Below are 25847 nucleotides of genomic sequence, written 5' to 3'. Positions count from 1 at the left end.
TAACGCTCGACTTCCGGCGCGGGGAGTTCTAGCACCGCCCGGGAGCCGAGGAACCAGTCCAGGAGCGCTACGGGATGATTCAGGTCTGTCTGCTGGAGGACGGCAGGATTCTCACGGGCGGCGAGGAGTTGCTCGACCGGGCCGGCCGCAAGTGGATCGACGTGAGCGAACCGACCGAGGAAGTCATGGGTCGTCTGGCCACGCGCTTCGGGCTGCACCGACTCGCGGTGGAGGACACGCTCCACCTGGATCAACGGCCCAAGCTGGAGGAATACCCGGGCCACCAGTTCATCGTCCTCCAGGGCTTCACGCGGGGTGCGGACGTGTGTCAGCTCACGCTGCACGAGCACCACTTCTTCCTCTCCGAAGACTGGCTCATCAGCGTGCACTCGCTGAACTTCCCGGGGTTCGAGTCGGTGGCCAAGCGGGTGAAGGACGATCCGCGGGCGCTCCAGGAGCGCGGCACGGACTTCATCTTGTACATGCTCGCGGACGCGCTGGTGGACGCGCAGTTCCCCATCCTCGACGACTTCAGCGAGGAGCTGGAGGACCTGGAGGTGGCCATCTTCGAGCGGCCGGAGCGCACTCAACTCCAGCGCATCTTCGAGCTAAAGCGGATGCTGGTGACGCTGCGGCGCGTGCTGTCCCCTCAGCGAGACGTGGTGAGCCTGCTGTCACGCCGAGGCGTGCCGTTCATCCACGAGCGCACGACGCTGTACTTCCGCGATGTGTATGACCACCTGGTGCGGCTGTACGAGCAGATCGACGCGGGCCGCGACATCGTGGGCAACGCCATGGATGGCTACCTCTCCATGGTGGCGAACAAGACGAACGACATCACCAAGCAGCTCACCATCTTCGCCACGTTGTTCCTGCCCCTGTCCTTCATCGTGGGGTTCTTCGGGCAGAACTTCGACGCCCTTTCGACACCTCAGCACTACACCGCCATGTGGGTGATGATTGTCGGGTTCCCGCTGGGACTCATCGCCTGGTTCAAATACAAGCAGTGGCTCTGAGCCGCGAGGGTCCCATGCCATACATCCCCACCGAAGATGGACATTCCCTGCACTACCGCGACGTGGGCCAGGGCCCGGCGGTGCTGCTGCTGCATGCCTTTCCGCTCACCGGCGCATCGTTCGATGAGCAGGTCGCGGCGCTGTCGTCGCGCTACCGGTTCATCCTCCCGGACCACCGTGGCTTCGGGCAGACCCCGCCCGGAGAGGGGCCCACCGAGATGAGCCGCATCGCGCGCGATGCGCTGGCCCTGCTCGACGCGCTCCAGGTGGATTCCGCGGTGGTGGGCGGCGTGTCCATGGGGGGCTACGCGGCCATGGCGCTCTTGCGCGAGGACGCAGGTCGGGTGCGTGGACTCGTGCTGGTGGACACCCAGGCCACCGCGGACGACGACGCGGGCCGCGCGCGGCGCGAGGTCACCGCGCGCGAGGCGCTGGAGCACGGGCCGGAAGCGGTCGTGACGGGCCTGCTGCCCAAGCTGGTGGCCGAGGGCCCTGACTCTCCCGTGGGGCGACGGGTGGCGGCGCAGATGCGAGAGGCTTCGCCGCTGGGACTCGCCGCCGCCCAGCGCGGGATGGGAATGCGTCCCGATAGCAAGGACATGCTCGCGCGCTACGCGGGGCCGGCCCTCGTGGTGGTGGGCGAGCATGACGCCATCACGCCCGTGGAGAAGGCCCAGCAGATGGCGGGGCTGGTGTCGGGCGCGCGACTGGAAGTCATCCGCGGCGCGGCGCACCTGTCCAATCAGGAGCGGCCCGAGGAGTTCAACGCGGTGCTGGGGAGCTTCCTCGACTCGCTGCGGTGAGCGCCCCGTGGGCGTCCGGCATCAGTGCGTCGCCAGCCATGGCCCTAGCAGGGCGACCAGCAGCGCGGCCTGTCCCCAGGAGTGGCCCTCCAGTCCCGCGAGCAGCCGGGCCCACAGGGCGGCGAAGCGCCGTCGCTCCGGGAGCTGGAGCGCGGGCGGCAGCGCCGTCCATCCCTCGTGGGTGATGCCGACGTAGGCACCGCCCCGTGACGCCTCCACCGTGATGACGGCCCGCGTCTCCGCGCTGCCCCAGTCCGCGCGGTGGAAGTCCGCCACCACCTGGTTCGGCCCGGGCGAGTGCAGGGCCACATCCGCGCCCTCGAAGCCGCTGCGCCACCAGCGCGGATCACTCAGCGTCCCCAACACGCTGCGGGGCGGCTCACGCGTCAGGGCCGCCGTGCCGATGGTCTGGCTCCATTCATAGCGAGACGTGCGGCCCGTGGTGGCGAAGCGCTCCAGGCGCGACAGGAAGTCCACCCAGCCCGCGCGCAGGCTGTCTGCTTCAGCCGAGGTGCGCGCGCCCCTATCGCTGACCCCCACCAGTGTCCCGTCTACCTCAGGCACCAGCTCGAACTGAATGTGGAAGACGGGCCCGAGGCCCATGAAGCGCCATTCCCAGCCCAAGAAGCGCTCGGGGACCCAGCGAGTCACCTGACCCAGAAAGCAGTCTCCATCTCCGAAGTCGAAGCAGAACGAGCCCTCTGGGCCCAGGTCGCCCGAGTCCGCGAACCAGCGCGACAGCCGAGCCCCCTCGGTGAGATCCCTCCACACGTCCTCGGGGGGATGCGAGATGGGGGCTCGCAGGGTGACGACATGCATGACGCGCTCCGGGCGGTGGGCCGCCGATGATCCGTCCAGGGCGACCGGGGAAGACTCCGTTGGGGTGCCACGACGCGGAGGGCCGAATCCCCCGTCTGCCATTGCACGGCCCGCCCCCCGAGGTAGCACGGCGATAACAATATTGTCGACCCGGCGAGGAGGGCGATGTCTGCGTTTCCCTCGGAAGGAGCCACCGGGAGGCCCAACAAAACCAGCCACTTTCGAGCACGGCCCAATGCCATCCAGACCACCCTGCCCGCAGGTAGCAGAGCCTGTCAAAACCCAAACACTCGCCCCTTTCTCCCTCTCAAACGCAATCCATGACACCGGGCCGCGCGCCTTGACGAGACAGAGAACGGGCGATGTATAAGCCTTCCATTCCAAAGCAAGCGATTGCCCTCGCGGCACGGCTCCCTTCCGGCCGGCCGCAAGTCCTCACAGCCTTGTCTTCACGCAGGCCCGGGGTCCCCCATGCCCGCAACGCCGCTTCGCGACGATGTGAAGGAATCTTCTCCAGACACGCCCCCCTCCGGGCCCGCGCCCCTCGGTGACATCCGAACGTCCTGGCTGCCACGGCTCACCGCCGCCGCACGGCGTGGCGCCTTCGGGCTCGCGGACTCCGAGGCGTCCTTCGCGCGGCGCGGCTTTCGTGGCGCGGGCGGGGCCACGCAGGCCCACCTGGAGAACATCGGGCGCACGTTCATCCTCGGCTACAACACGGCGCTGGAGACGCCTCGCGCGGATGGGCTCGTGCCACGACTCCAGGACATCGACCTCGGCATGCGGGGTTTCGCGTTCGAGGGCGCGGCCATGGCGCTGGCCTTGCTGGACACGCTCACGCCATGGGGCGCATCGCGCGTGAGCGCCTTCCTGGAGGGCGGCGCGCAGGCTCATGTCTACATGGTGAACGTCGGCGCCGGATGGGCCTGGGCGCGCCTGCGCCGCAACGTGCGCCGTGCGCGCGCGGCGATGGATCCACTGCTCGGCTGGCTGGGGGTGGATGGCTACGGCTTCCACCAGGGCTACTTCCATCCGCAGCAGTACATCGAGCGACGCGCGCGCCCCGGGCTGGGTGGCTACGCGGACCGCGCGTTCGACCAGGGATTGGGGCGCAGCCTCTGGTTCGTGGAGGGCGCGCACGTGGAGCGCGTGGTGTCACGAATCTGGAGCTTCCCCACGTCGCGGCGCGCGGACCTATGGGCCGGCGTGGGCCTGGCGTGCACCTACGCGGGAGGCGTGGAGCGCGAGGCGCTGGGCGTGCTGCGAGACGCCGCGGACGACCACCTGCCCGCCTTGCGCCAGGGCGTCGTCTTCGCGGCGCGGGCGCGCGAGCGGGCGGGCAATCCCGTGCCCCACGTCGCCTGGGCCTGCGAGGTGCTCTGCGGTCGCGGACTCAGCGAGACCGCGAGCATCGCCGAGACCGCCCTGGCGTCGTGTGGCCCCGAGGACAGTGAGGACGCACCGCGCTTCGAGCGATGGCGCCAGGACATCCAACGGGCCGTCACTTCCACCGCGAGGTCCGCATGAGCACGCCCGGCACCCTCCTGACCCGGCACGCGGCGCGCCTCGGGGCCCTGGCCGCCGTGTTCATCCTGTATGGCTTCGCGCGCCTCCCCGCGCAGGACGCACCGGAGCGGGCCGCCGCCGTCGCGCGCTTCCATTTCGTGCGCGAGCCCTTGCCTGTCGCGACACCGCGCCCGCCCGAGCGCTTCATCCGAGAGGTCAATCCCTCGCTTCAACGCATCCAGGGCTGGATCTCCGCGGTCGGCGCCGCCGTGGCGCTGCATGACCTGGACGCGGATGGGCTGTCCAACGACGTGTGCTACGTCGACACGCGAACGGATCAGGTCATCGTCGCGCCCGCGCCCGGCACACCCGCGCGCTATGTGCCCTTCACGCTCGACGCGGCGCCGCTCGCCTGGAACGGCAGGACGATGGCGCCCATGGGCTGCTTGCCCGCCGACCTCAACGAGGACGGTTGGGCGGATGTGGTCGTCTACTACTGGGGGCGCACACCGCTGGCCTTCCTTCAGCGTCCGGGCGAGCCCGGCAGGCCCTCGGTCCTGTCCGCGGAGCGCTTCGTGCGACAGGAGTTGGTCCCCGGCGGCGCGCGCTTCTTCACCAACGCCGCGACGTTCGCGGACATGGACGGCGACGGACACCCGGAGCTGATCCTGGGCAACTACTTCCCGGACGGAGCCCAGCTCCTCGATGTGCACGCGACCGAGCCCGACGAGATGCAGGACTCGATGACGCGCGCCTTCAACGGCGGCAGTGACCACTGGCTGCGCTGGGTGAGCGCGACCTCCGGAGAGACGCCCTCCGTCACGTTCACGGAGGTGACGGGGCTGCTCGATGATCCCGAGGTGGAGTCGCTCGTCTCCCACGGGTGGACGCTGGCGCTCGGGGCGGCGGACCTGGACGGTGACGGGCTGCCCGAGCTGTACATCGCCAACGACTTCGGGCCGGACCGCTTGCTGCACAACCGCTCGCAGCCCGGCAAGTTCCACTTCGCCCTGCTCGAAGGCCGCAAGAGTCTGGGGACGCCCAACTCCAAGGTGCTCGGCCGGGACTCGTTCAAGGGCATGGGCGTGGACTTCGGGGACACCAACGGCGACGGGCTGCTGGACCTCTTCGTGAGCAACATCTCCGCCGAGTTCTCGCTGTTCGAAAGCCACTTCCTGTTCGAGAGCACGGGCGAGCTGTCGCGGATGCGCGAGGGTGTAGCGCCCTACGTGGACACCAGCGAGGAGCGCGGCGTGGCGCGCAGCGGCTGGGGCTGGGACACGCGCTTCGGGGACTTCGACAACGACGGCGTCCTCGAAGCGACCCAGGCCACGGGCTTCCTCTCGGGCACCGTCGATCGCTGGCCCGAGTTGCAGGAGCTGGCCACGGCGAATGACTCGCGACTGCGGCACCCGGAGAGCTGGCCCCGCTTCCAGGCCGGCGATGACTTGAGCGGGCATCAGCACAACCCCTTCTACGTGCGCGACGCGGCGGGGCGATATCAGGACCTGGCGACGGACGTGGGCCTGGAGGCGACCGACGTCACGCGCGGCATCGCCACCGCGGATGTCGATGGCGATGGAGCGCTCGACCTCGCCGTCGCCAATCAGTGGGCGCCTTCGTACCTCGTGCACAACCGCGCGCCCGCGCCCGGCGCCTTCTTGGGCCTGAGGCTGCTGCGCCCGGTGGGAGGCGACGCGGGCGGCACGGTGACGGTGGTGCCCGGACTTCCCCCCGAAGGAGGCAAAGCCACTCCCGTGATTGGCGCCGCCGCGGAGGTGCTCCTTCCCGATGGGCGGCACCTCGTGGGTCAGGTCGACGGAGGCAACGGACACTCCGGCAAGCGCAGCCCGGAGCTTCACTTTGGCCTCGGTTCGCTTCCCATCGACACGCCCATCACGGTGCGCGTGTCGTGGCGCAGCACCTCCGGAACACTCCAACACCAACAGCTTTCGCTCACGCCTGGCTGGCACACCCTGCTGCTGGGGCGCGCGAGCGGGGAGGTCACGCCATGAAGACCTGGACCGGCTCGCTTCGCATCGCGGGCCTTCGCCGCTTCGCCGTCGCCATCACCGTCCTCAATCTCCTGGGGCACTCGGTGCTGGGGTTCGAGATGGCCTGGGCCCACCCGCTGGTCGCGCTGGGCACGGCATACGCGATGGAGCTGCTCCTCGAATGGCTGGAGGCGCGCGCACAGGGACGCGCTCCGCGGTTCATGGGAGGAGTGGGGTCTTTCGTCGACTTCCTCCTCCCCGCGCACATCACCGGGTTGGCCGTGGCCATGCTGCTGTATGCCAATGCGCGGCTGGCGCCCGTGGCCTTCGCCTCGGCGGTGGCCATCGCATCCAAGGCCTTGTTTCGCGCGCCCGTCGAGGGCACGTGGCGCCACTTCCTCAATCCCTCCAACTTCGGCATCAGCGTGACGCTGCTGGCGTTCCCTTCGGTGGGGATCGCCCCCCCCTACCAGTTCACGGAGAACCTGTACGGCGTGGGGGACTGGGTGCTGCCCGCCATCATCGTGTGCACGGGGACGTTCCTCAACGCGCGCTTCACGCAGCGCTTGCCGCTCATCCTCGGCTGGGTCGGAGGCTTCGCGTTGCAGGCCCTGCTCCGCGCGTGGCTGATGGGGGGAGCCGTCATGCCACCGCTCATGCCCATGACGGGCGTGGCCTTCGTCCTCTACACCTTCTACATGGTGACGGACCCAGGGACGACGCCCCGCCAGCCCGTGGCCCAGGTGATGTTCGGCGCCAGCGTGGCCGCCGCCTATTGCCTGCTGGTGGGCCGGCACATCGTCTTCGACCTCTTCTTCTCCCTGACGGTGGTGTGTGTGGCACGCGGCGCGTTGCTGTATGCGCGCGCCCTGCTCCCCCGCCGTGACGCCCCGCCCACGGTCCTCGCAACTTCGGCGGGGGGTGAGCCCCGGTCATGAAAGAGATTCCGCTCGCCGTCGTCGGGCTCGCGTGTCGGTATCCGGACGCGAGCTCGCCCGCGGAGCTTTGGGAAACGGTCGTCGCCCAGCGGCGGGCCTTTCGTCCCATGCCCGCCGCGCGCCTCCGGATGGAGGACTACTTCTCCGCGGATCCCCACGCCGCCGACCGGACTCCCGCGCGCGAGGTCGCGGTGTTGGAGGGCTATGTCTTCGACCGCCTGCGCTTCCGCGTCGCGGGTAGCAGCTTCCGCTCAGCGGACATGACGCATTGGCTGGCGTTGGAGGTAGCGGCGGACGCACTGCGCGACGCGGGGCTGGATGAGGGGCGCGAGCTTCCACGCGAGACCACCGGTGTCATCGTGGGCAACACGCTGACGGGCGAGTTCTCCCGAGCGCAAGGACTGCGGCTGCGCTGGCCGTATGTCCGTCGGTGGGTGGAGGACGCCCTGGGCCGTGAGCAGTGGGAGCCCGAGCGGCTCGCGCTCTTCCTCGCGGGGTTGGAGGATCGCTTCAAGTCACCGTTCTCGCCTGTAGGCGAAGAGACGCTGGCAGGAGGCCTGTCCAACACGATCGCGGGCCGCATCTGCAATCACTTCGACTTGAGGGGCGGCGGCTTCACGGTGGATGGCGCGTGCGCGTCGTCGCTGCTCGCGGTGACGCAGGCCTGTGGCGCGTTGGTGGCCGGGGACCTGGATGTGGTGCTCGCGGGCGGCGTGGACCTGAGCCTCGATCCGTTCGAGTTGGTGGGCTTCGCCAAGGCCGGCGCCCTGGCCACCGAGGACATGCGTGTCTACGACGAGCGCGCCGCTGGCTTCTGGCCCGGCGAAGGCTGCGGCTTCGCGGTGCTGATGCGCCATGACGACGCGGTGGCGCGAGGGCTGCGTGTGCGCGCCTTGGTTCGGGGCTGGGGCGTGTCGTCGGATGGGCACGGCGGACTCACGCGCCCGGAGGTCGAAGGGCAGCGGCTGGCGTTGCGTCGCGCCTACCACCGCGCGGGCTTCGGCATCGACACGGTGGGCTACTTCGAGGGCCACGGCACTGGCACCGCGGTGGGCGATGCCACCGAGCTGAAAGCCCTCTCGGCCGCACTGCGCGAAGCAGGGGCGCCGCGGTCTGTCGTGGCCGCGCTCGGATCGGTGAAGGCGAACATCGGGCACACCAAGGCCGCCGCGGGGCTCGCGGGACTGATCAAAGCCATCCAAGCACTCGAAGCCCGCGCTCTTCCGCCCATGCCGGGAGCAGGGCGGCCGCATGCGCTGCTGCGTGGCGAGTCTCCGGTGCTGCGCGTCCTGCATGACGTGGAGGAGTGGCCTGACTTCGGTCCGCTCCGCGCGGCCGTCAGCGCGATGGGCTTCGGCGGCATCAATACACATGTCGTTCTGGAGGCGCCCCCATCGACGCGGCGCGCACCGCTGGGGCTCCGTGAACGCCGGCTGGCCGCGTCCGCACAGGACGCGGAGCTGTTCCTGCTGGGCGAAGCCAGCCTCGATGCGCTGGTGGCGCGCGTCAGCGCGCTGCGTGGATTGGTCACTCACCTGTCGCGCGCGGAGTTGGTGGACCTGGCCTTCGAGCTGCAACGCAGGGCGGGAGGTTCGCGGTTCCGCGCCGCGCTCGTCGCGGCGACGCCGGGAGAACTCGCGACGCGGCTCGACCGCCTCGCTCGAGAGTTGGCGGAGGGTGTGACCTCCCGATGCGATGTGGAAGCGGGCGTGTTCTTGGGCGAAGGCGCGCGAGCCCCTCGCATCGGATTCCTGTTTCCCGGCCAGGGCTCACCCGCGCATCTCGGCGGCGGAAGCTGGCGGCGGCGCTTCGCCTCCGTCCGCGACTTGCTGGAGCCCCACGTGCCCGAGGAGGGACCCGACGGCACCGTGGACACCGCGGTGGTTCAGCCGGCCATCGTCGCGGCGTCACTGGCGGGGCTGCGCGTACTCGGGGAGGCCGGAGTCGTCGCCGAGGTCGCGGTGGGCCACAGCCTCGGAGAGCTGACGGCGCTGGGGTGGGCGGGCGCGATGGATGAAGCCTCGCTGCGAGCGCTCGCGCGGACTCGGGGGCAGGCCATGGCCGCGCTGGGGGTGCCCTCCGGAGCCATGGCGGGAATCGCCGCGGATCGGGCGCGCGTGGAGCCGTTGCTCGCCGGACTCCCCGTCAGCGTGGCCTCCTGCAACTCGCCTCGGCAGACCGTGGTGTCGGGGGAGGCACGAGCCGTGGACATCGCCATGACGCGTGCGCGGGAGCAGGGGCTCGCGGCCTCGCGGCTCGCGGTGTCGCATGCGTTTCATTCGCCGCTCATGGCGCCGGTCGCGGAGTCGCTGCGCGCGTCTCTCGCGAACCTCGCGTTCCCTCCACCGCGGCGTGCGGTTGCATCCACGGTGAACGGTCGACTGCTCGGCGCGAACGAGGATCTCCGCGCGCTGTTGGTGGAACAGCTCACCGCGCCCGTTCGCTTCACCTCCGCGCTGGAGGCCGCGGGCGCCGTGGACCTCTGGCTGGAGGTCGGACCGGGCCAGGTCCTCACCGGCCTGGGAGCGGACAATGTCTCCACCCCCGTGGTGGCGCTCGATGTCGGCGGATCCTCCCTGCGTGGACTGCTGCGCGCGGTCGGTGCCGCGTTCGCGATGGGAGCCCCCTGCGTCCCCTCCGCGCTGTTCGATGGCCGCTTTGCTCGACCGTTCGATCCCTCTCGCAAGCGTTTGTTCCTGGAGAACCCTTGCGAGAGCGCCCCCGTCCCGGACAGTGCTTCACCGCGCGAAGCTCGACCGGCCTCTCCTCTCCCGACAGCGCCCAGGAGCGAAGAACACTCACCCGAGCCACAGCCCCAAGCCTCCGCGCTGGACGTCGTCCGACGTCTCGTGGCCGCTCGCGCCGAGCTGCCTGAGCAGGCCATCGGCGATGACGACCGCCTCCTCGGAGACCTGCATCTCAACTCCATCAGCGTGTCGCGAATCGCCACCGAGGCCGCTCGGGTGCTCGGTCTTCCTCCGCTCCTCGCGCCGTTGGAGTTCGCACGCGCGCAGGTGCGCACGCTGGCCCAGGCGCTGGAGGATTTGCGGCGAGAAGGCTCGCACGCGCGCGGTCCGGCGGCCTCCCTCCCTGACGGAGTCGATGCCTGGGTACGCGCCTTCACCGTCGCGTGGACTGCACGCCCGCTCCCGCCCGTCGGGCCGCAGGCATGGCCTGTCGGGACGTGGACTGTCTTCTCCTCCGCGGCGGAGGCTCACGCGACGGAGCTGAGCGCGCGACTCAACGCGCTTTGTCCAGGCCCAGGCATCGCGGTGCGCGTCTCCGCCGCGACGACCGAGACCGATGCCCGGATGCTCCTCCGGGCCGCGCATGCCGCGCTGGAGAGCCGCGGGCCCAGGCGCTTCCTGGTCATCCAGCACGAGGGCGGGTGCGCGGCCTTTGCACGCTCGCTCCACCTCGAAGCGCCCGATGTCGCGGTGGGCGTGGTGGATGTCCCCGAGGACCATCCGCAGGCCCTGGAGTGGGTGTTGGCCGAAGCCCGTGCCCTGAGCCCCGGCGTGCGCGAATGCCGGTACACGCGCGAGGGCGTGCGCGAAGAGCCTGACCTGCGCCCACTGTTCCTCGCCAAGACAGTCATTCCTGGACTGGGCGAGAACGACATCCTGCTCGTCACGGGAGGAGGAAAGGGCATCACGTACGAGTGTGCTTTGGCGTTGGCGCGGAGCAGCGGGGCGCGGCTCGGATTGATCGGTCGCGCTCGCCCGGACGAGGACGCGGTGCTCGCCACGAATCTCCATCGGCTCCAGGCGGCGGGCATTCGCGCGAGCTACGTCGCCGTGGACATCTCGGCGCCAACAGGTGCTCACCGAGCAGTGCGCGAGTTGGAAGCCGCGCTCGAGGGCCCCATCACCGCCGTGCTGCATGGCGCGGGCCTGAACGAGCCTCGTCCACTCTCGCGCCTCGATGAATCCTCGCTGCGCGCCACCCTGGCTCCCAAGGTCGAGGGCCTGCGCAATGTGCTCGCGGCGGTGTCCTCCGACTCCGTTCGACTGCTCATCGGGTTTGGCTCGGTCATCGGTCGGCTGGGAATGGAGGGACAGGCCGACTACGCACTCGCCAATGCGTGGCTCACGCGAGAGGTGGAGCGCTGGGGTGCGCAGCGGCCCGCGTGCCGGTGTCTCTGCGTGGAGTGGTCCGTCTGGTCCGGACTGGGCATGGGCGAGCGACTGGGACGCGTGGAAGCACTCGCCCAGCGAGGCATCCAGGCCATTCCTCCGGAGCAAGGCGTGGCGATGCTGCGCGCGCTCCTCGCGACGCCTACGTCGCCCGTGGCGGTGATGGTGACCGCACGAATGGGCGCGCAGCCGATGCTCCCCGCGGCCTCAGGCGCCCTGCCCTTCCTGCGGTTCGTCGAGCAGGTGCGCGTGCATCAGCCCGGAGTGGAGCTGGTGGTGGACATCGAGCTGTCCGACGGCACGGACCTGTCATTGGACGAGCATGTCTTCCGAGGCGAGCGGCTGTGGCCCGCGGTGCTCGGCCTGGAGGCGATGGCCCAGGTCGCCACGGCGTTGATGGGCCAGGAGCGAGCCCCCGACTTCGAGCAGGTGCGCTTCGAGCGGCCCGTGGTGGTGCCCTCAGGCACGCGCCGCACCCTGCGCATCGCCGCGCTGGCCACCGCCACGGATTCAGTCGAGGTGGTGGTGCGCTCCGAGGAGACGAGCTTCCAGGTCGACCACTTTCGCGCCACGTGTCGCTGGCCAGCCCAAAGCCTCACGTCCACGTGCTCGGAGCGCTGGCCCGTGCCCCGAGATGAAGAGCGAGTGCACCAGGGACTTGATCCAGAGCGAGACTTGTACGGCCGGCTGTTCTTCCACACCGGGCGCTTCCAACGGATCGCGCGCTACCTCCGGCTGCGCGCCACCGAGTGCGTGGCGGAGCTGACCGCCACACCCGATGCACCGTGGTTCGCGCGCTACCTGCCCGCGCGGCTCGTGCTCGGCGAGCCCTCCACGCGAGACGCGGCCCTGCATGCCATCCAGGCGTGCATCCCACACGGGCAGCTCTTGCCCGTGGGAGTCAACGCCATCCGCCGCGCCGCCACGGGCGAGGAGCCTCGGCACGTCATCGCGCGCGAGCTGTCGAGCGACGGCCAGCACTTCACCTACGACGTGGAGCTGTGCGACGCGCGGGGCGACGTCGTGGAGCGCTGGGAAGGTCTGCGCTTGAAGCGAATCGAGTCGACTCCCGAGCCCACTGCGTGGCCCGCATCCCTGCTCGCGCCGTACATGGAGCGACGTATCGGGGAGCTGCTCCCTGGGGCCACGTTGCACGTCGCCCTGGACGCCCGGCCCGACGAGGTACGACCCGGCCGCACGGACCGCGTCCTGCGCTCCGTCATGGGCGCGACTGGCGCCGTCTTCCGTCGTCCGGATGGCAAGCCCGTTCCCACGAGCGGAGTGGGCGCATCCGCCTCGCACGCGGGCCCCCTCACCATGGCGGTGACCGGGCCGGGCAGCGTCGGCTGCGACATGGAGCCCGTGGAGGCGCGCACCGCGCCGGTGTGGCGCGAGCTGCTCGGACCGGAGCGCTCGGCCCTCGCGGAGCGGGTGGCGCGTGAGCATGGGGAGGACCTGGCGAGCGCCGCCACGCGCGTGTGGACCGCCATCGAGTGCCTGAAGAAAGCAGGGCTGCCCGCGGCCACGCGGCTGGCCGTCACCGGAGCGGAGCCGGATGGATGGATTCTGTTCGGCGCGGGCGCGCGGCGCGTGGCCACGCTGCGCACCCACTTGCGCGAACACAGCGGCCCGCTGGTCCTCGCGGCGCTGAGTGGAGGCAACGATGCGCGCGTTTGAGTACCGGCACACCGTGGGCTTCGAGGAGACCAACCTGGTGGGCAACGTGTACTTCGTGAACCACCTGCGCTGGCAGGGCCGTTGCCGTGAGTTCTTCCTGCGCGAGCACGCGCCCTCCACGCTCTCTCAGCTCGGTCTGGGGCTCGCCTTGGTGACGACCCGCGTGGCCTGCGACTACCTCGATGAAGTCCGGGCCTTCGATGAGTTGCTCATCCTGATGCGGCTGGGAGGACTCTCGCCCAATCGCGTGACGATGCGCTTCGACTACCTGCGGCTGGTCCATGGCCAGCGCGAGCCGGTGGCGAGGGGCGAGCAAGAGATTGCCTGCATGTCGCGCCAGGGCGGGCGCAACGAACCCACGCCCTTTCCCGCCGAGCTTCGCGCCGCGCTCGATGCGTTCGTCGTTCGTTGACCGCTTCCCTCGCGAGGACACCGATGGCCCCCAAGAGTCCCGACCGCCGCATGCACCTGCCCGATGTCGAGTCCCATGAGTCGTCGTGCCACTACGGAGCGCTCATTCGCGAGGCGCGCGCGGCGGGCTTTCCTCCGCCGCAAATCTGGCACCTGTTCGCCTTCAAGCCCTCGCGAGGCGCGGCCCTGTCACGCTTCACGCAAGAGGTGATGCGCGGCCCCTCGCCGCTGTCACCGGGGATGCGCGAGCTCATCGCCGCGTACACGTCCCGAGGAAACGAATGCGCGTTCTGAACGGGCTCTCACGCCGCGGTCGCGGCGGAACTGTTGCAATCCCCCGACAAGGTCCATGCGGTCCTGCGAGACGCGTCGACCGCGCCCATCCCGGACGCGGAGAAGGCGCTGTTCGCCTTCATCGACACGCTCAACCTGCGCTCCAGCGCGCTGGGTCGATCGGACGTGGACGCGCTGCGCGCCGTGGGCTGGACGGACGAGGCCATCTACGACGCCATCACGGTCTGCGCCCTCTTCAACTTCTACAACCGGTGGATCGACGGCTCCGGCGTCCAGGACATGAGCACGCCGCACTACCAGGCCTCCGGGCGGCGGCTGGCGGAGTTCGGCTATGCGCCACCTGAAGACCCTCCCGATTCCTCCGACCCATGACGTGTCGGGAAGGGGCCTCGCGGGCCCGCGTCCGCTCGGGCTCCGGTTCGTGGGGCTCGTGGGCCTCGTGCTCGCCTGGGCGCTCGCGGTGGCGCTGGCGGGCGCGACACCCGTTCCCTCACCGCGCCGCGTGGCCGAGGGGATCTGGGAGCTGGTCCAGCGACAGGTCATCTTCCGGCACACGGTGGCCTCGCTGTTTCGCGTGACGTGGGGATATCTCGCGGCGCTCGGCGTGGCGTTGCCACTCGGCTTGATGCTCGGGTGGTTTCGCCGAGGCGAGCTGGCGCTCTCGCCGCTCCTCCAGGTGCTGCGGCCCATCTCCCCGCTCGCCTGGATTCCCATCTCCATCCTCTGGTTCGGCGTGGGAGATGTCTCGGCCATCTTCATCCTCTTCCTCGCCTCGTTCTTCCCGCTGGTGACCACGGTGGCCAGCGCCGTGCGCGGCGTCCCCGAGGTGCACCTGCGCGCGGGCCGCAACTTCGGACTCACTCCCGCGGCCCTCCTCTGGCGCGTGGTGCTCCCAGCCGCGCTCCCGCGCATCTTCGTGGGGATGCGCCTCACGCTGGGCGTGGCGTGGCTTGTGGTCGTGGCCGCCGAGATGCTCGGGGTCGATTCGGGCCTCGGCTTCCTCATCCTCGACGCGCGCAACGCGGGCAATCGCTACGACCTGGTGATGGCGACCCTGGTGCTCATTGGGGGCATTGGCGTGGGACTGGACGCATTCATGCGCTGGCTTCAGCGCGCGATGGACGGGAGCACGCGATGACGCGCCCGATTCCCAAGCTGCGGCTGCGCGGACTCCACGCGCGCTTCCTTTCCTCTCAGGGGGAGCGGTCCGTCCTCGAGGACGTGAACCTGGAGGTCGAGACCGGCGAGTTCGTGTGCCTGTTGGGTCCCTCGGGCTGTGGCAAGTCGACGCTGCTCAACATCGTCGGTGGATTCCTCGCCCCCGCGGCGGGTGAGGTGCTCGTGGACGGGCAGCCCGTCACCGGACCGGATCCACGGCGCATCTTCGTCTTCCAGGAGCGAGGCACCTTTCCCTGGCTGACCGTGGAAGGAAACATCGGCTTCGGCCTCGCGAGGCGTCCCGGCCCGGAGCGCCGCGAACGCGTGGCACGCGCCGTGGCCCGCGTGGGCCTGACAGGCTTCGAGCACGCCTATCCCCACGAACTCTCCGGAGGAATGAAGCAGCGCGTGGAGGTAGCCCGGGCCTTGGCGGTGGATCCCGACGTGCTCTACATGGACGAGCCCTTTGGAGCCTTGGACTCCATCACCCGCCTGGAGATGCGCGCGGAGCTGCTGCGCATCTGGTCCGAGGCGCGCAAGACCGTCCTCTTCGTCACCCACGACATCGACGAGTCCGTGCAGCTCGCGGATCGCGTCGCGGTGATGTCGGCGCGCCCTGGCCGCATCCGGCGCGTGGTGGACATCGACCTGCCCCGACCGCGAGACCTGAGCGCGCCGCGCTACCTGGCCTTGCGCGACACGCTCATGGCGGAGCTGGGCCTGGCCCATGGCGTTCGCGCCATCACCCCGCCGCGACAGGAGCGCGCATGACGCGCCGTCGCCTGGAGCACTGGGGCCTGCCGCTCCTCGCCAGCGCGGTGCTGGTGTCACTCTGGCACCTCGCGGTCGTCCAGACCGGCACCAAGGTCTTTCCCTCACCGGCCGCGGTGGTGCGCGGGCTGGGCGAGCTGTTGCGCCGCGGAGTCCTGGGGACGTACCTGCTGGACTCGCTGCGACGCGTGGCCCTGGGAACGGGGCTCGCGGTGCTGCTCGGCGTGCCGCTGGGGAGTTGGATGGGCCTACGGCGCGAGGCCGCGCTCGCGATGGACCCGGTCGTGCAATGGCTGCGGCCCATCAGCCCGCTGGCCTGGAGCCCCCTGGCCATCGTGCTCTGGGGCGTGGGGGAGCCTGCCACGGTGTTCCTCATCTTCCTCGCCGCGATCTTCCCCCTCACCACGGCGGCCACGAGCGCGGTGCAGGCCATTCCCGAAGTCCACCTGCGCGCGGGCCGCAACTTCGGGCTGGGCCCGGGCGCGCTGTGGCTGCGTGTCCTGTTGCCCGCCTCGATTCCGGACCTCCTGGTCGCGCTTCGGATCACCCTGGGCATCGCGTGGCTGGTGGTGGTGGCCGCGGAGATGCTCGCGGTCGACTCGGGCCTGGGCTACCTCATTATCGACGCGCGCAACGCCGGCAAGCGCTACGACCTCGTGGTGGCGGGGATGCTGCTCATTGGCTGTGTGGGGTGGGCCATCGACGCGGGGGTGCGCCGGCTGGAGAGACTTCGCCCCGTCCGCTGGGGCTTTCCCGAGCAGTGAGGACGACCATGGACCTCCGCCAACGCGTGGTGCTCGCGGCCGTGCTGTGGCTGGGAAGCCTCACGGGCCTTCACTTGTGGCTCAACGTGGACTGGGCCGCCGTGCTCAACGCGCGCTTGCCCGAGAATGAGCGCAAGCTGACCGTCGCCTATGTCCCCGTCACGTGCCACCTCGCGTGCCCCGTGGCGGACTACATCTCCCGTCGCTCGATGGGGAGGACCTCCTATCTCCTGAAGATGTTCCAGGGGTTCCCGGAGATAAAAGAGGCATTGATCGCCAATCGCATCCAAGCGGGCTTCTTGGTGGCGCCCATGGCCATCGCGCTCCGCGCGCAAGGCGTCCCCATCAAGATTGTCTATCTGGGCCATCGCTACGGCAGCGCCGCCGTGGTGCGCAAGCAAGGGCCGGTGAAGACCGTGGCGGACCTGCGGGGCCGCACCGTCGCCGTGCCCAGCCGGTTCTCTGACGAGCGGCTCATGTTGCTCCAGGCCCTGGAGCGCGCGGGTGTGCCCTCGCGCGAGGTGAAGGCTGTGGAGATGGCGCCCCCCGACGTGGGCGCCGCGCTGGAGGTGGGCGCCATCGACGGCTACGTGATGGGCGAGCCCTATCCCTCTCAGGCGGAGCTGGGCGGCTATGGGCGCGTCCTCTTCCACGCGCGCGAATACTGGCCGGACTACATCTCCTGCGTGCTGGTGGTGCGGCAAGACGTCATCGACCGGCACCCGGAGGCGGTCCAGGTTCTGGTGGATGGCATTGCGCGCTCGGGCCTGTGGCTCGACCAGGGCACCCGCGAGCGCCTCTACGCCGCGGACTTCGTGGGCCGCTATTACTTCAATCAGCCCCCAGCGCTGTTGCGCTGGGCCCTCACCCAGCCGCTCGGCCGCGTCATGTACACGCCCCTGTCGCCGCGGCGAGCGGACTTCGAGCTGGTGCAACGGCTGATGCACCGCGACGGACTCATCCCCCAGCAGCTGCCCTTCGAAGACATCGTAGACACGCGCTTCGCGGAGGCCACCCATGACGCCACGGCCTGGACCTTCGAGCCCTGGGATGACGAGCTGAACTGAGGAGCGGGAATGACGAGCGCTATGCCGCCAGACGCGTGGGATGGAAGAAGCGCTGCTGGAATCGCTCCTGGTACTTCACCAGGTTGTCCTGCGCGAGGACGTAGCGGCGAGGCGACGAGTCCAACGGGAACGCGGCCACGCTCGCCACGAAGGCGTACACGGTGGCGTCGAAGGACGTGGGCGCGTCTCCCAGCAGGAAGGGCTTATTGCCCAACAAGGTCGCCACCGCCGCGAGGTCATCGCGCGCCATGGCTTGAATCTCCTCCCGGCTGTGGCGACTGGTGCCTTGCCCATACAAGGTCCGCCGCACCTGCCGTCTCACCGAGCCCGCGATGGCGAACCCAAAGGGACGCAAGAAGGGAGGAAAGAGCCCCCTGAACACGGGATTGAAGACACGCCAGCCCTCGTCATCCAACCAACGCTCGTGGAGGGAATGAAAGTAGGTCCCCTCCTCCAGCATGCGCCGCACCGCGTGTCCCAGCGCACGCTCAGCGGTCCCCAGCTTCGCGTCGAGCGGATCCCCATGATTCTGTTTCAGGTACTCGATGATGAATTGCGAGTCCCCCAACCGCACGCCCCCCTCCACGATGAAGGGAATCTTCCCCTTGGGCGCCGTGCGAGGGTCCGCCGGGACGACGCGATAGGGGAGACCCACCATCTTCAGGTAGGCCTCCAGCTTGATACAGAATGGACTGATGCTGGTGAGCCCCCAGGCTCCCGGTGACGCATGGACAGTGAGCATCGTTCGCTCCTCAGGTCAGCAAGCCTTGTTTGTGTAACTCCTCGAGCCGCGCCACGGACTTCTCCTCCTGCGCGGCCCGCTCCGCGAACCCTTCCAGGGGCGTCACCTTCATTCGCATGAGGCCCCAGAAGGGAAGACTGCGCAGCATCCGGCTCAACTCCTCGTTGGACGCCGCGCGCATGACGACCACCGAGGCTTTCTCGCCCACCACGGAGCCGCCGCCCAGGATTCGCCCTTGCTGTTCCCACTCCGCGCACTTGCGCAGGCCCGGCAGCACTGAATCCCGGAGCATTCGCATGGCCTTCTCAGCGGAGGCCGGCGCCGCGGACTCGATGAACTCCCACGTCACGAGATAGAGCATGTCTTGTGTTGCGGAACGCGACTCCACCATGGACAGACCTCCGCAGACTCTCAACCCGCCCAACCCGACACATCCCCTACCCCACGAGTCCTGAGCGGGGGCCAGCCTGGGACCAACCCCCGTCGCGCGCCAGCGCCCCAGGGTCGCGAACAACGTCCGTCACGCAACACAATGACTGTTTTCACATACAAGACGGGCGCACGTCTTGACGGCTCACTCCCGCAATTCCTAGCATCCCATTCAAAGCAAAACGCCCCAGGTGATCCCATGCCCTCGAAGCGGGTTCGATATCCCTTTCAGGTCCTCGCCCTCTGTCTGTCCGCATGGGGCCTCGCCTGGGCCGGCCCTCCCGCGGAGAAGGACAAGGCCCCAGACGCCGCCAGCATCCGTCGCGGGAAATACCTTGCCACCATTGGCGTCTGTGAAGCCTGTCATACGCCACCCGCGGTCCCCGCGGTCCCCGGCGGAGGGGATCCGGATCGTGAGCGTTTGTTCCGGATGGATCCAGACTGGGTCAGGTATCTCGACCCGCAAAGACAACTGGCGGGGGGCGTCCCGTTCATCCTCCGTTTGTCGGGCACCACCCATGGCCTGGTCGTGACGCCCAACCTGACCCCAGACGTCGAAACAGGATTGGGGAGTTGGACAGAGGATGAGATTGTCGAGGTGCTCAGGACAGCCAGGCGCAAGGATGGCCGCGTCCTGTTCACCTTCCCCCCGCACAGCTTCTACAACCACATGGCGTTGGAGGATGCCCGTTCCCTGGCGCGCTACCTGAAGAGTCTGCCCCCCATCCGCAACCCCATCCAACCTAGAACCTTGCCGTTCGAGCCACAACCCATGGTGGCGGATGGCCCGGCGCGCGCCCCGCAGGGTCGCACCCGGGAGCGGGCCACCTACTTGATGGGCGCGCTGGTGGGCTGCCGCGAGTGCCACTCCCATCACGAGAACGGCACGCTGGTGGAGTTCGCGGGGGGGAGTCCCTCGGACCCGTTCCAGGGCTCGTTCCGACTGGGGCCGGACCTGCCGCTGCGCCAGTTGGAGAAGGGCTTCGCCGCGTTCCCCTATCCCGGGTTCGCGGTCCTATACGGCAGCAACCTGACGGTGCTCGGGCACGGAGGCGCGCTGGAGCGCGTCCCCACCGAGCGCATCGTGCGCGCCATCCGCCAGGGCATCGACGTGCGCGAGGACGAGTACGGGCGGCCCCGCCCCATTGCCCACGTCATGATGTGGCAGTTCTACAAAGACATGGCGGACGTGGACGCCCTGGCGCTGGCGGACTACCTCAAGACCCTCACCCCGGTGGCCAACCCCGTGGGCGTGAGGCTCAAGCTCTTTGGCACGGATTGGGAGGCGGCCTTTCAGCAGACCTATGGCGAGCCGCCGACTCCCGAGGACAGGGCCGCCTTCGGCATGCCCTAGTGCCCCCCCTGTGGCGCGCATCACAAGACATCCAACCTCAGGAGTAGACCCACGATGACCATCAATCTGACCATCAATGTCTCGGACCTCCCCGCGGCGACGGTGTCCGGGGCATCGGGTGACGAGCGCGTGGCGCGACTGGAACAACAGCTCGACGCCCTGTCGCGCAAGAACCAGCAGCTCACCGAGCGCCATGACGAGCTCATCCGGCAGATGGGCAACCACATCTCCCCATTCCCCGCCATGGGCGTGGATGGCTTCCTCAGCCACTTCATCATCCAGATTCAGTTCCTGAAGGGAGAGATGGCCGGCCGGGTCATCTCCCTGGCCATGCCCCCCGCCACGCAGACGGTGTCGCGCGGCGCGCCGTTCATCTACAAGGGGCCCCAGGCCAACCATCAGGTGATGCTGGAGCTGCCCGCCAACTGTACGTTGGCGAACAGCATCTGCGAGTCCGACTTCATCGCCCATCCCGCGGAGTACTTCACGCCGGGCCAGGAGACGGTCTGGATGCAGATCCTCAACCTGGACTCGCGCATGGAGACCGAGTGGGGCCCCATGCGCATCATCCTGGGCGAGACGCTCAAGCGGGAGTACCCCGACCTGTTCCGGCCATCGCTCGGCATCGCGCAGTCGCTGGGCGCCAAGGGCTTCCCCGCGCGGCTCTTCTTCAACCCCTACGCCATCGTGGAGACGCCCTTCGGGGCCTTCCGCGCCATCCACGGCACCCTGGCCTATGGCCGCGTCACGGCCTTCCCTCCGGTGGGCACGCCCGTCAGCATCTGCGAGTGCATTCCGCTCGAGGAGGTGGGTGACGTGCGCAACGCCAAGAGCCGCACGGCCGGCAAGGTGGAGCCCTTCGCGCGCATCATCTCGCTGTCGCACCCCATCGACACGCCCATGCAGCTGACGGGCGGCGAGTCCTTCAACCTCATCGAGCACATGATCGAGCAGGGCATCAAACCACTGGCGAACAATCGCTGACGTCGCGGGCGGCCAGGACGTCTCGGGTAGCGCAAGATGCCGGCCCGCACCCCTCACCCTCCCGAGACGCCATGGTCGCGACCTATCCCCACCTGACCGAACTGCTCGAAGAGGCCTCGCAGCGGCTGCCGGCGGTCTCGCGGCGCCGCATGTTCGGCTGTGACGCGCTGTTCGCGAACGACACCATCTACGCCCTGGTCTGGAAGACGGGGCGCATCGGCTTGAGGTTCCCGGAGGCCACGGCCTTCGAGGAGCTGATGGGCCGCCCGGGCTCGGACCCGTGGATGGCGGGACCGAAGACGATGTCCCACTGGGTCCTCGTCCCAGAGTCCTTCCACGACGAAACGGAGGAGCTTACCCGGTGGGTGCGGCGGGCCCACGCGCTCGCCCTCGCCAACGCCGGAGCGCCCAAGACGCCCGCGCGGAAGAAGACGGCGAAGAAGGAGGCTCGACCCGCGGCGAAGAAGGCGACGACGCGCGGTCGAGTCAGCGGAGGCGCTCGGCGCGCCCCCTCGCCCGGCAAGGCGTGAGGCCCTCGCGGGGAACGCCCCGCGTCAGGGCGTGCACTGGACTCGGGAGTCCTCGGTCGCGCAGGCCGAGCAGGCCAGCGTCTGCACGAGGAGGCCCTCGCGGCACTCCAGCAGGGCCTTTCCGTCCGAGCGGCACATCGCGTGCCCCTCGGCGGAGCTGGCGCAGTTGTCGCCCGCGACGTTGCCGGAGGTGTCGCAGCGCACGCTGTCCTTCAGCTCGCGGCAACCCAGCGTGCCGCGGCACTGCAACTCCCGCCAGGAACCGCCGCGACACTCCAGGGCGCGCGCCACGTCCAGGCAGATGTAGTCGCTTCCGTTGCAACCGTCTCCCGCATCCGGGCTACCGCAGCCCGCGAGCAGCAGGAGACCGACGAAGGACGCACACGCGAGGCGGAGGACTTTCATGGGCGGCGGCGACTATTTCCGAGCGCTCCCCCCCGGTCAACCGCCGAGCGTTTCGCGAAAGTAGCGGCGGAAGTTCTCACCCATGACCCGTTCTACCCACGCCTCCGGGTGGCGCCGCAGCAGCGCCTCGGTGATGAGGTGCAGGTCCGTCACGTCCCGCATGCCACGGGGCAGCGGCACCATGCCGTCATGGTCCGAGCCGAGCCCGACCCCTTGCTCGCCCATGACATCCACCGCGTGCTCGATGTGGCGGACCACGTCGTCGACGGAGTCGCCCCCCAAGTAGACAGGCGCGAAGATGATGCCCACCACGCCGCCGCGCTCCGCGATGCGCCGCAGGGACGCATCGGTGAGATTGCGCCAGCCCCCGCCCGCGGCGCGCACGCCCGTGTGAGAGCAGAAGAAGCGCACCGTGGGGTGCGCGAACAAGTCCTCCAGCGTGCGCTCCGCGGCGTGCGCCACATCCACGCTCAGCCCCAGCCGCGCCATCTCCGACATCACCTCGTGGCCCAGCGGCGTCAGGCCCCGGTTGCCCATCATCGGAAACGAGGAGCCGCCCAGCTCGTTGTTGGACAGGTGCGTCAGGCCCATGAAGCGCACCCCCCGCGCGTGCAGCTGGGCCAGGCGCTCCACCTGCCCCTCGATGGCATGGCCGCCCTCCACGCCCAGCACCGCGGACAGCCGCCCGTGCGCCAGGTTGTCCTCCAAGGCGGCGCCCGTGGTGGTGATGCGCACCGTGTCGTCCGAGCGCGCCGCGGCCTCCTCCAAGCGGGAGACCTGCCACAGCGCACGGGACCACTCGCTGGCGCGCGCAGCGCGGGGCCAGCCGCGCCACGCGGCGAACACCGGGAAGCCTCCGACGAACGGGAAGCCGCGCGTGACGATCGTGAAGCACTGGAGCTTCACCCCCGCCTCGCGCAAGCGGGGGAAGTCCACATGGCCCTCCTCGGAACGGACGCTGAGGTCGCGATTCCAGAGGAGGGAGTCCGCGTGTCCATCCGCGATGCACCAGCGCCGGTGAAGCTCGTTCACGTCGACCATGGGCGGCAGTCTTCGCTGTCCCCGCACTCAGGCACAAGGCCCGTGGCCTTGCTCCACCAGCTCCGCGGCCCACCGCTCCGCGGGCCCCAACGCCCGGCGCAGCCACGACACCTCGCGCGACGCCTCTCGGTGGCCATAAGGCCTCCCGAGTCCCTCCAACACGTCGCAGAGCGCGTCCCGCAGCTGCGCGCCCGACTGGAACCGCGCCTCCGGCTCGCGCCGCAGCACCCGGCGCAGCACCGTGGCCATGGGCGAGGACAGCCCGCGCGTGGCGCCCACCACATGCGCCTCCGTGAGACACGCCATGCGAAGGGCCATCTCCGAGGCCGGCAACCAGCTCGGGTCCGCCGCGCGCGGAGGCGCCTGCTCCAGCGAAGGCGGCGCCGTCCGAGCCGCGCGCTCCACGTCCTCCAGGTCCAGGAGGTGGAGTCCCGTGAGCAGCTCCAGCAACACCACGCCCAGCGAGTAGAGGTCCGCGCGCCCATCCACCGGCCGGTGGGCCAAGGCCTCCGGCGCCGCATACGCCACGTCACCGCACCGAGGCCCCTGCGCCTCGAGCGAATGCGGCGCCAGACGTGTCCAGGCCAGCGCGAAGTCGGACACCCGCACCCGGCCGTGCGAGTCCACGCGGAGGGTGCGCGGGCTGACATCCCGGTGCACGGCCCCCAGGGGGCGTCCCACCTCGTCCTCCAGGCCATGGACATGCTGGAGCGCGTCCGCCACCTCCGCGCCCACGTACGCGACGAACGCCTCCGACAAGGGTTGGCCGCGCAGCGCCGCGAAGCTGCACAGCGTCTCCAGCGAGTGCCCCTCCACGTACTCGGTGACGAGGTGGAGCGCGCCCGCGTGGACGCGCGCCAGATACACCTGGGGAATGGCCGGGTGACTCAGGCGCATGAGCAGCCGCGTCTCCTCGCGAAGCTGCTCGCGTCCGTGCTCGTGGCCCGGGTCGCGCATGCGCTTGATCAGGACGAGTCCCCCAGGCACCTCCGCGTAGTGCCGCCGCGCGAGCAACACCTCCCCCGCCCCGCGAGCGCCCAGGTGACGGATGAGTTCGTAGGATGTGGCCCCGACGGAGAACAGGATGCTGGTTCGGGCGGGAGACCGAGTGGGTGGCGGGATGGGCATCGCGGGTGATTCCTCCTGGAAGCAGGCCCGTCCATCCCTACCACCCGGGTCAGACATCCCCTTCCCGTCCCAACGGATGCGGCGCGGCGCGCTCATGTCCGCGCAGGAAGCGTCCGGCCTGCTGGCACCCATGAGGTGCCCCCCGCGTGGCCAATGCGCGCGGCGGACGGACGCACGGGCGTGCGCGTTGACAGCGCGGAGTCCCCCTTGTAGTGCCAGCGCATTCCCGTCCCAAGGAGTCGTGACGACGTGACGGTGTGGGTGAATGGCGAAGCGCGCGAGGTCCCCGAGGGCACGCTCCTGTCGTCGCTGCTGGAGTCGCTGCGGATCGGCGGTCCGGGGGTGGCCGTGGAGGTGAACGCGGAGGTCGTGCGCCGGGCTCGCCACGCCGAGCACTCCCTGCGAGAGGGAGATCGCGTGGAGATTGTCACCTTCGTCGGTGGCGGGTAGCCAGGAGGAGGGACGCAATGAGCGGCATCGTGGACAAGCCTTTCACCCTCGCGGGTGTGACCTTCAGCTCTCGCCTCATCCTCGGGACGGGGAAGTACCCCAGTCACGACATCATGAAGCGCTGTCATGAGCTGTCCGGCACGGAGATGGTGACCGTGGCCGTGCGGCGCCTGGACCTGAAGGCCACGGGCGAGGCGTCGCTGATGAATTGGATCGATCGCAACCGCCTGCGCCTCTTGCCCAACACGGCGCTCTGCTACACGGCGGACGACGCGGTGCGCACCTGCCGGCTCGCCGAGGAGCTGGGCATGAGCAAGTGGGTCAAGCTCGAGGTGCTCGGCGACGAGAAGACGCTCTACCCGGACGTCGAGGAGACGGTGAAGGCGGCCCGCATCCTGGTGAAGGAGGGCTTCACCGTCCTGCCCTACACGAGCGACGACCCCATCACCGCGCGCAAGCTGGAGGATGCGGGATGTGCGGCCGTGATGCCCCTGGCGGCGCCCATCGGAAGTGGCCTGGGCATCCGCAACCCGCACAACATCCGCCTCATTCGCGAGACGGTGAAGGTGCCCGTCATCGTGGACGCGGGCGTGGGCACGGCCTCCGACGCGGCCATCGCCATGGAGCTGGGCGTGGACGCGCTGCTCATGAATACGGCGATCGCCGGCGCGAAGGATCCGGTGCGCATGGCGGTGGCGATGAAGAAGGCGGTGGAGGCGGGCCGCGACGCGTTCCTCGCCGGGCGCATCCCGCGCAAGGCCTACGGCTCCGCGTCCAGCCCCATCGAAGGGCTCGTCGAGTAGTGCCGCCCCTGCCCCGCGTCCTCGTCATCACCGACTGGCGCCTGCCGCGAGAGCAGCTGCTCACGGCGCTGGCGCGAGCGCTGGACGCGGGGCCCGACGTCGCCGTGCAGCACCGCCACCCCGAGGCACCCGCGCCCCTCTTCCTGGAGGAAGCGCGGCTGCTCGCCCAGCTGTGCCACGCGCGGGGCCGCGCGCTCTTCGTGAACGGGCGATTGGACGTGGCGCTGGAGGTCGGCGCGCACCTGCACCTGCCGGCCTCAGGCCCCGCGCCGCACGTCGTGCGCCCCGCCCTTCCGCCCGAGCGGTGGGTGAGCGCGGCTGTGCATGACGCGGCGGAGGCCCGGCACGCGCATGGAGCGGACCTCGCGCTGGTGAGCCCGGTGTTCTCGCCGGGCTCCAAGCCGAACGACACGCGTCCGCCCCTCGGACCCGAGGGCTTCGCGGCGCTCGCGCGGCTGCTGCCGTGCCCCGCGCTGGCGCTCGGAGGGATGACCCCCGAGCGGGCGCGGGCCGTGCGTGGCGCCGCGGGCGTCGCGGTCATCTCCGCGGTGCTCGCCGCGGCCGACCCCACCCTGGCGGCGCGAGCCCTGGGGGATGCATGTCCACCCTCCACCTGAGGCGCTATGG

General features: G+C 69.8%; 25 protein-coding genes. 19 read left to right on the top strand and 6 right to left on the bottom strand.

Annotation, left to right across the window (positions count from 1 at the left end):
- The first annotated feature begins 74 nt into the window (after positions 1-74).
- Together corA and KRR26_RS31865 are read left to right on the top strand one after the other, a co-directional pair.
- Positions 75-1016: a magnesium/cobalt transporter CorA gene (gene corA / locus KRR26_RS31870; protein WP_120210258.1), complete on the top strand. Its 942-nt coding sequence runs from the start codon at positions 75-77 to the stop codon at positions 1014-1016.
- Between the two features lie 14 nt (positions 1017-1030).
- A complete protein-coding gene (locus tag KRR26_RS31865; protein WP_217081643.1) occupies positions 1031-1819 on the top strand; it encodes an alpha/beta fold hydrolase in 789 nt (262 codons plus the stop codon).
- Between the two features lie 21 nt (positions 1820-1840).
- On the opposite strand, the gene KRR26_RS31860 is transcribed toward KRR26_RS31865, so the two are convergent.
- Positions 1841-2638, bottom strand: coding sequence for an SRPBCC family protein (locus tag KRR26_RS31860; protein WP_217081642.1), 798 nt, complete (start codon positions 2636-2638; stop codon positions 1841-1843).
- A gap of 471 nt (positions 2639-3109) precedes the next feature.
- On the opposite strand from KRR26_RS31860, the gene KRR26_RS31855 reads away from it, so the two are divergent.
- Genes KRR26_RS31855 through KRR26_RS31805 form a run of 11 tightly spaced genes read left to right on the top strand, consistent with a single transcriptional unit; the run spans position 3110 to position 17354 of the window.
- Positions 3110-4165 (top strand): DUF1702 family protein, encoded by a 1056-nt coding sequence (locus KRR26_RS31855; protein ID WP_120210255.1) that lies wholly within the window; start codon positions 3110-3112, stop codon positions 4163-4165.
- Complete coding sequence (locus tag KRR26_RS31850) at positions 4162-6159, top strand: CRTAC1 family protein (RefSeq protein WP_120210254.1); 1998 nt, start codon at positions 4162-4164, stop codon at positions 6157-6159. The genes KRR26_RS31855 and KRR26_RS31850 overlap by 4 nt, the downstream gene beginning before the upstream one ends.
- Entirely contained in the window at positions 6156-7076 is a 921-nt protein-coding gene (locus KRR26_RS31845) for an RnfABCDGE type electron transport complex subunit D (protein WP_217081641.1), read from the top strand. Before KRR26_RS31850 ends, KRR26_RS31845 begins: the two co-directional genes overlap by 4 nt.
- Entirely contained in the window at positions 7073-12889 is a 5817-nt protein-coding gene (locus tag KRR26_RS31840) for a type I polyketide synthase (RefSeq protein ID WP_217081640.1), read from the top strand. Before KRR26_RS31845 ends, KRR26_RS31840 begins: the two co-directional genes overlap by 4 nt.
- Positions 12876-13301 (top strand): acyl-CoA thioesterase, encoded by a 426-nt coding sequence (locus KRR26_RS31835; RefSeq protein ID WP_120210251.1) that lies wholly within the window; start codon positions 12876-12878, stop codon positions 13299-13301. The genes KRR26_RS31840 and KRR26_RS31835 overlap by 14 nt, the downstream gene beginning before the upstream one ends.
- A 23-nt stretch (positions 13302-13324) precedes the next feature.
- Positions 13325-13594 (top strand): carboxymuconolactone decarboxylase family protein, encoded by a 270-nt coding sequence (locus tag KRR26_RS31830; protein ID WP_217081639.1) that lies wholly within the window; start codon positions 13325-13327, stop codon positions 13592-13594.
- A gap of 33 nt (positions 13595-13627) precedes the next feature.
- On the top strand, positions 13628-13966 hold the full coding sequence (locus KRR26_RS31825) for a carboxymuconolactone decarboxylase family protein (RefSeq protein ID WP_236069383.1): 339 nt from the start codon (positions 13628-13630) through the stop codon (positions 13964-13966).
- The gene (locus KRR26_RS31820; RefSeq protein WP_120210248.1) at positions 13926-14732 is read left to right on the top strand and encodes an ABC transporter permease; all 807 of its coding nucleotides are present in this window, start codon (positions 13926-13928) and stop codon (positions 14730-14732) included. The genes KRR26_RS31825 and KRR26_RS31820 overlap by 41 nt, the downstream gene beginning before the upstream one ends.
- Positions 14729-15523 (top strand): ABC transporter ATP-binding protein, encoded by a 795-nt coding sequence (locus KRR26_RS31815; RefSeq protein ID WP_217081638.1) that lies wholly within the window; start codon positions 14729-14731, stop codon positions 15521-15523. The genes KRR26_RS31820 and KRR26_RS31815 overlap by 4 nt, the downstream gene beginning before the upstream one ends.
- Positions 15520-16287: an ABC transporter permease gene (locus KRR26_RS31810; RefSeq protein ID WP_217081637.1), complete on the top strand. Its 768-nt coding sequence runs from the start codon at positions 15520-15522 to the stop codon at positions 16285-16287. Before KRR26_RS31815 ends, KRR26_RS31810 begins: the two co-directional genes overlap by 4 nt.
- An 8-nt stretch (positions 16288-16295) precedes the next feature.
- Positions 16296-17354, top strand: a complete 1059-nt coding sequence (locus KRR26_RS31805; protein WP_217081636.1) for an ABC transporter substrate-binding protein — start codon at positions 16296-16298, stop codon at positions 17352-17354.
- 19 nt (positions 17355-17373) lie between these two features.
- On the opposite strand, the gene KRR26_RS31800 is transcribed toward KRR26_RS31805, so the two are convergent.
- Positions 17374-18096, bottom strand: a complete 723-nt coding sequence (locus KRR26_RS31800; protein WP_120210244.1) for a glutathione S-transferase family protein — start codon at positions 18094-18096, stop codon at positions 17374-17376.
- A 10-nt stretch (positions 18097-18106) separates the two neighbouring features.
- A complete protein-coding gene (locus KRR26_RS31795; protein WP_120210243.1) occupies positions 18107-18487 on the bottom strand; it encodes a muconolactone Delta-isomerase family protein in 381 nt (126 codons plus the stop codon).
- A 603-nt stretch (positions 18488-19090) separates the two neighbouring features.
- On the opposite strand from KRR26_RS31795, the gene KRR26_RS31790 reads away from it, so the two are divergent.
- From KRR26_RS31790 to KRR26_RS31780, 3 genes are all read left to right on the top strand, one after another.
- Positions 19091-19879 carry a hypothetical protein gene (locus tag KRR26_RS31790; RefSeq protein WP_217081635.1) on the top strand — a complete coding sequence of 263 codons (789 nt, stop codon included), beginning with the start codon at positions 19091-19093 and terminating at the stop codon, positions 19877-19879.
- A gap of 54 nt (positions 19880-19933) precedes the next feature.
- Complete coding sequence (locus tag KRR26_RS31785) at positions 19934-20863, top strand: bZIP transcription factor (protein WP_120210241.1); 930 nt, start codon at positions 19934-19936, stop codon at positions 20861-20863.
- 71 nt (positions 20864-20934) lie between these two features.
- Positions 20935-21393 carry a TfoX/Sxy family protein gene (locus KRR26_RS31780; protein ID WP_217081634.1) on the top strand — a complete coding sequence of 153 codons (459 nt, stop codon included), beginning with the start codon at positions 20935-20937 and terminating at the stop codon, positions 21391-21393.
- 24 nt (positions 21394-21417) lie between these two features.
- On the opposite strand, the gene KRR26_RS31775 is transcribed toward KRR26_RS31780, so the two are convergent.
- Genes KRR26_RS31775 through KRR26_RS31765 form a run of 3 tightly spaced genes read right to left on the bottom strand, consistent with a single transcriptional unit; the run spans position 21418 to position 23967 of the window.
- Positions 21418-21798 carry a hypothetical protein gene (locus tag KRR26_RS31775; protein ID WP_120210239.1) on the bottom strand — a complete coding sequence of 127 codons (381 nt, stop codon included), beginning with the start codon at positions 21796-21798 and terminating at the stop codon, positions 21418-21420.
- A 36-nt stretch (positions 21799-21834) separates the two neighbouring features.
- Positions 21835-22839: a dipeptidase gene (locus KRR26_RS31770; RefSeq protein ID WP_120210238.1), complete on the bottom strand. Its 1005-nt coding sequence runs from the start codon at positions 22837-22839 to the stop codon at positions 21835-21837.
- A gap of 27 nt (positions 22840-22866) precedes the next feature.
- Entirely contained in the window at positions 22867-23967 is a 1101-nt protein-coding gene (locus KRR26_RS31765; RefSeq protein WP_217081633.1) for a serine/threonine-protein kinase, read from the bottom strand.
- A gap of 249 nt (positions 23968-24216) precedes the next feature.
- Here KRR26_RS31765 and thiS point away from each other — a divergent pair, with 249 nt between their 5' ends.
- Genes thiS through KRR26_RS31750 form a run of 3 tightly spaced genes read left to right on the top strand, consistent with a single transcriptional unit; the run spans position 24217 to position 25837 of the window.
- Positions 24217-24417 carry a sulfur carrier protein ThiS gene (thiS, locus tag KRR26_RS31760; RefSeq protein WP_120210236.1) on the top strand — a complete coding sequence of 67 codons (201 nt, stop codon included), beginning with the start codon at positions 24217-24219 and terminating at the stop codon, positions 24415-24417.
- Positions 24418-24446: 29 nt separating this feature from the next.
- Positions 24447-25220 (top strand): thiazole synthase, encoded by a 774-nt coding sequence (locus KRR26_RS31755; protein ID WP_407931748.1) that lies wholly within the window; start codon positions 24447-24449, stop codon positions 25218-25220.
- Positions 25220-25837, top strand: a complete 618-nt coding sequence (locus tag KRR26_RS31750) for a thiamine phosphate synthase (RefSeq protein WP_217081632.1) — start codon at positions 25220-25222, stop codon at positions 25835-25837. Before KRR26_RS31755 ends, KRR26_RS31750 begins: the two co-directional genes overlap by 1 nt.
- The last annotated feature ends 10 nt before the right edge of the window (positions 25838-25847 follow it).

This window comes from Citreicoccus inhibens, from assembly GCF_019039035.1.
GTDB classification, from domain to species: domain Bacteria; phylum Myxococcota; class Myxococcia; order Myxococcales; family Myxococcaceae; genus Citreicoccus; species Citreicoccus inhibens.
This window is presented reverse-complemented; position numbering and strand designations above follow the sequence as displayed.

Coding starts and splice junctions, on each gene's coding strand:
- KRR26_RS31855 (WP_120210255.1), top strand. CDS start 3,110: ATGCCCGCAACGCCGCTTCGCGACGATGTGAAGGAATCTTCTCCAGAC.
- KRR26_RS31820 (WP_120210248.1), top strand. CDS start 13,926: ATGCGCCACCTGAAGACCCTCCCGATTCCTCCGACCCATGACGTGTCG.
- KRR26_RS31795 (WP_120210243.1), bottom strand. CDS start 18,487: ATGGTGGAGTCGCGTTCCGCAACACAAGACATGCTCTATCTCGTGACG.
- KRR26_RS31850 (WP_120210254.1), top strand. CDS start 4,162: ATGAGCACGCCCGGCACCCTCCTGACCCGGCACGCGGCGCGCCTCGGG.
- KRR26_RS31860 (WP_217081642.1), bottom strand. CDS start 2,638: ATGCATGTCGTCACCCTGCGAGCCCCCATCTCGCATCCCCCCGAGGAC.
- KRR26_RS31865 (WP_217081643.1), top strand. CDS start 1,031: ATGCCATACATCCCCACCGAAGATGGACATTCCCTGCACTACCGCGAC.
- KRR26_RS31765 (WP_217081633.1), bottom strand. CDS start 23,967: ATGCCCATCCCGCCACCCACTCGGTCTCCCGCCCGAACCAGCATCCTG.
- KRR26_RS31805 (WP_217081636.1), top strand. CDS start 16,296: ATGGACCTCCGCCAACGCGTGGTGCTCGCGGCCGTGCTGTGGCTGGGA.
- KRR26_RS31845 (WP_217081641.1), top strand. CDS start 6,156: ATGAAGACCTGGACCGGCTCGCTTCGCATCGCGGGCCTTCGCCGCTTC.
- corA (WP_120210258.1), top strand. CDS start 75: ATGATTCAGGTCTGTCTGCTGGAGGACGGCAGGATTCTCACGGGCGGC.
- KRR26_RS31815 (WP_217081638.1), top strand. CDS start 14,729: ATGACGCGCCCGATTCCCAAGCTGCGGCTGCGCGGACTCCACGCGCGC.
- KRR26_RS31800 (WP_120210244.1), bottom strand. CDS start 18,096: ATGCTCACTGTCCATGCGTCACCGGGAGCCTGGGGGCTCACCAGCATC.
- KRR26_RS31810 (WP_217081637.1), top strand. CDS start 15,520: ATGACGCGCCGTCGCCTGGAGCACTGGGGCCTGCCGCTCCTCGCCAGC.
- KRR26_RS31785 (WP_120210241.1), top strand. CDS start 19,934: ATGACCATCAATCTGACCATCAATGTCTCGGACCTCCCCGCGGCGACG.
- KRR26_RS31830 (WP_217081639.1), top strand. CDS start 13,325: ATGGCCCCCAAGAGTCCCGACCGCCGCATGCACCTGCCCGATGTCGAG.
- KRR26_RS31780 (WP_217081634.1), top strand. CDS start 20,935: ATGGTCGCGACCTATCCCCACCTGACCGAACTGCTCGAAGAGGCCTCG.
- KRR26_RS31835 (WP_120210251.1), top strand. CDS start 12,876: ATGCGCGCGTTTGAGTACCGGCACACCGTGGGCTTCGAGGAGACCAAC.
- KRR26_RS31775 (WP_120210239.1), bottom strand. CDS start 21,798: ATGAAAGTCCTCCGCCTCGCGTGTGCGTCCTTCGTCGGTCTCCTGCTG.
- KRR26_RS31840 (WP_217081640.1), top strand. CDS start 7,073: ATGAAAGAGATTCCGCTCGCCGTCGTCGGGCTCGCGTGTCGGTATCCG.
- KRR26_RS31770 (WP_120210238.1), bottom strand. CDS start 22,839: ATGGTCGACGTGAACGAGCTTCACCGGCGCTGGTGCATCGCGGATGGA.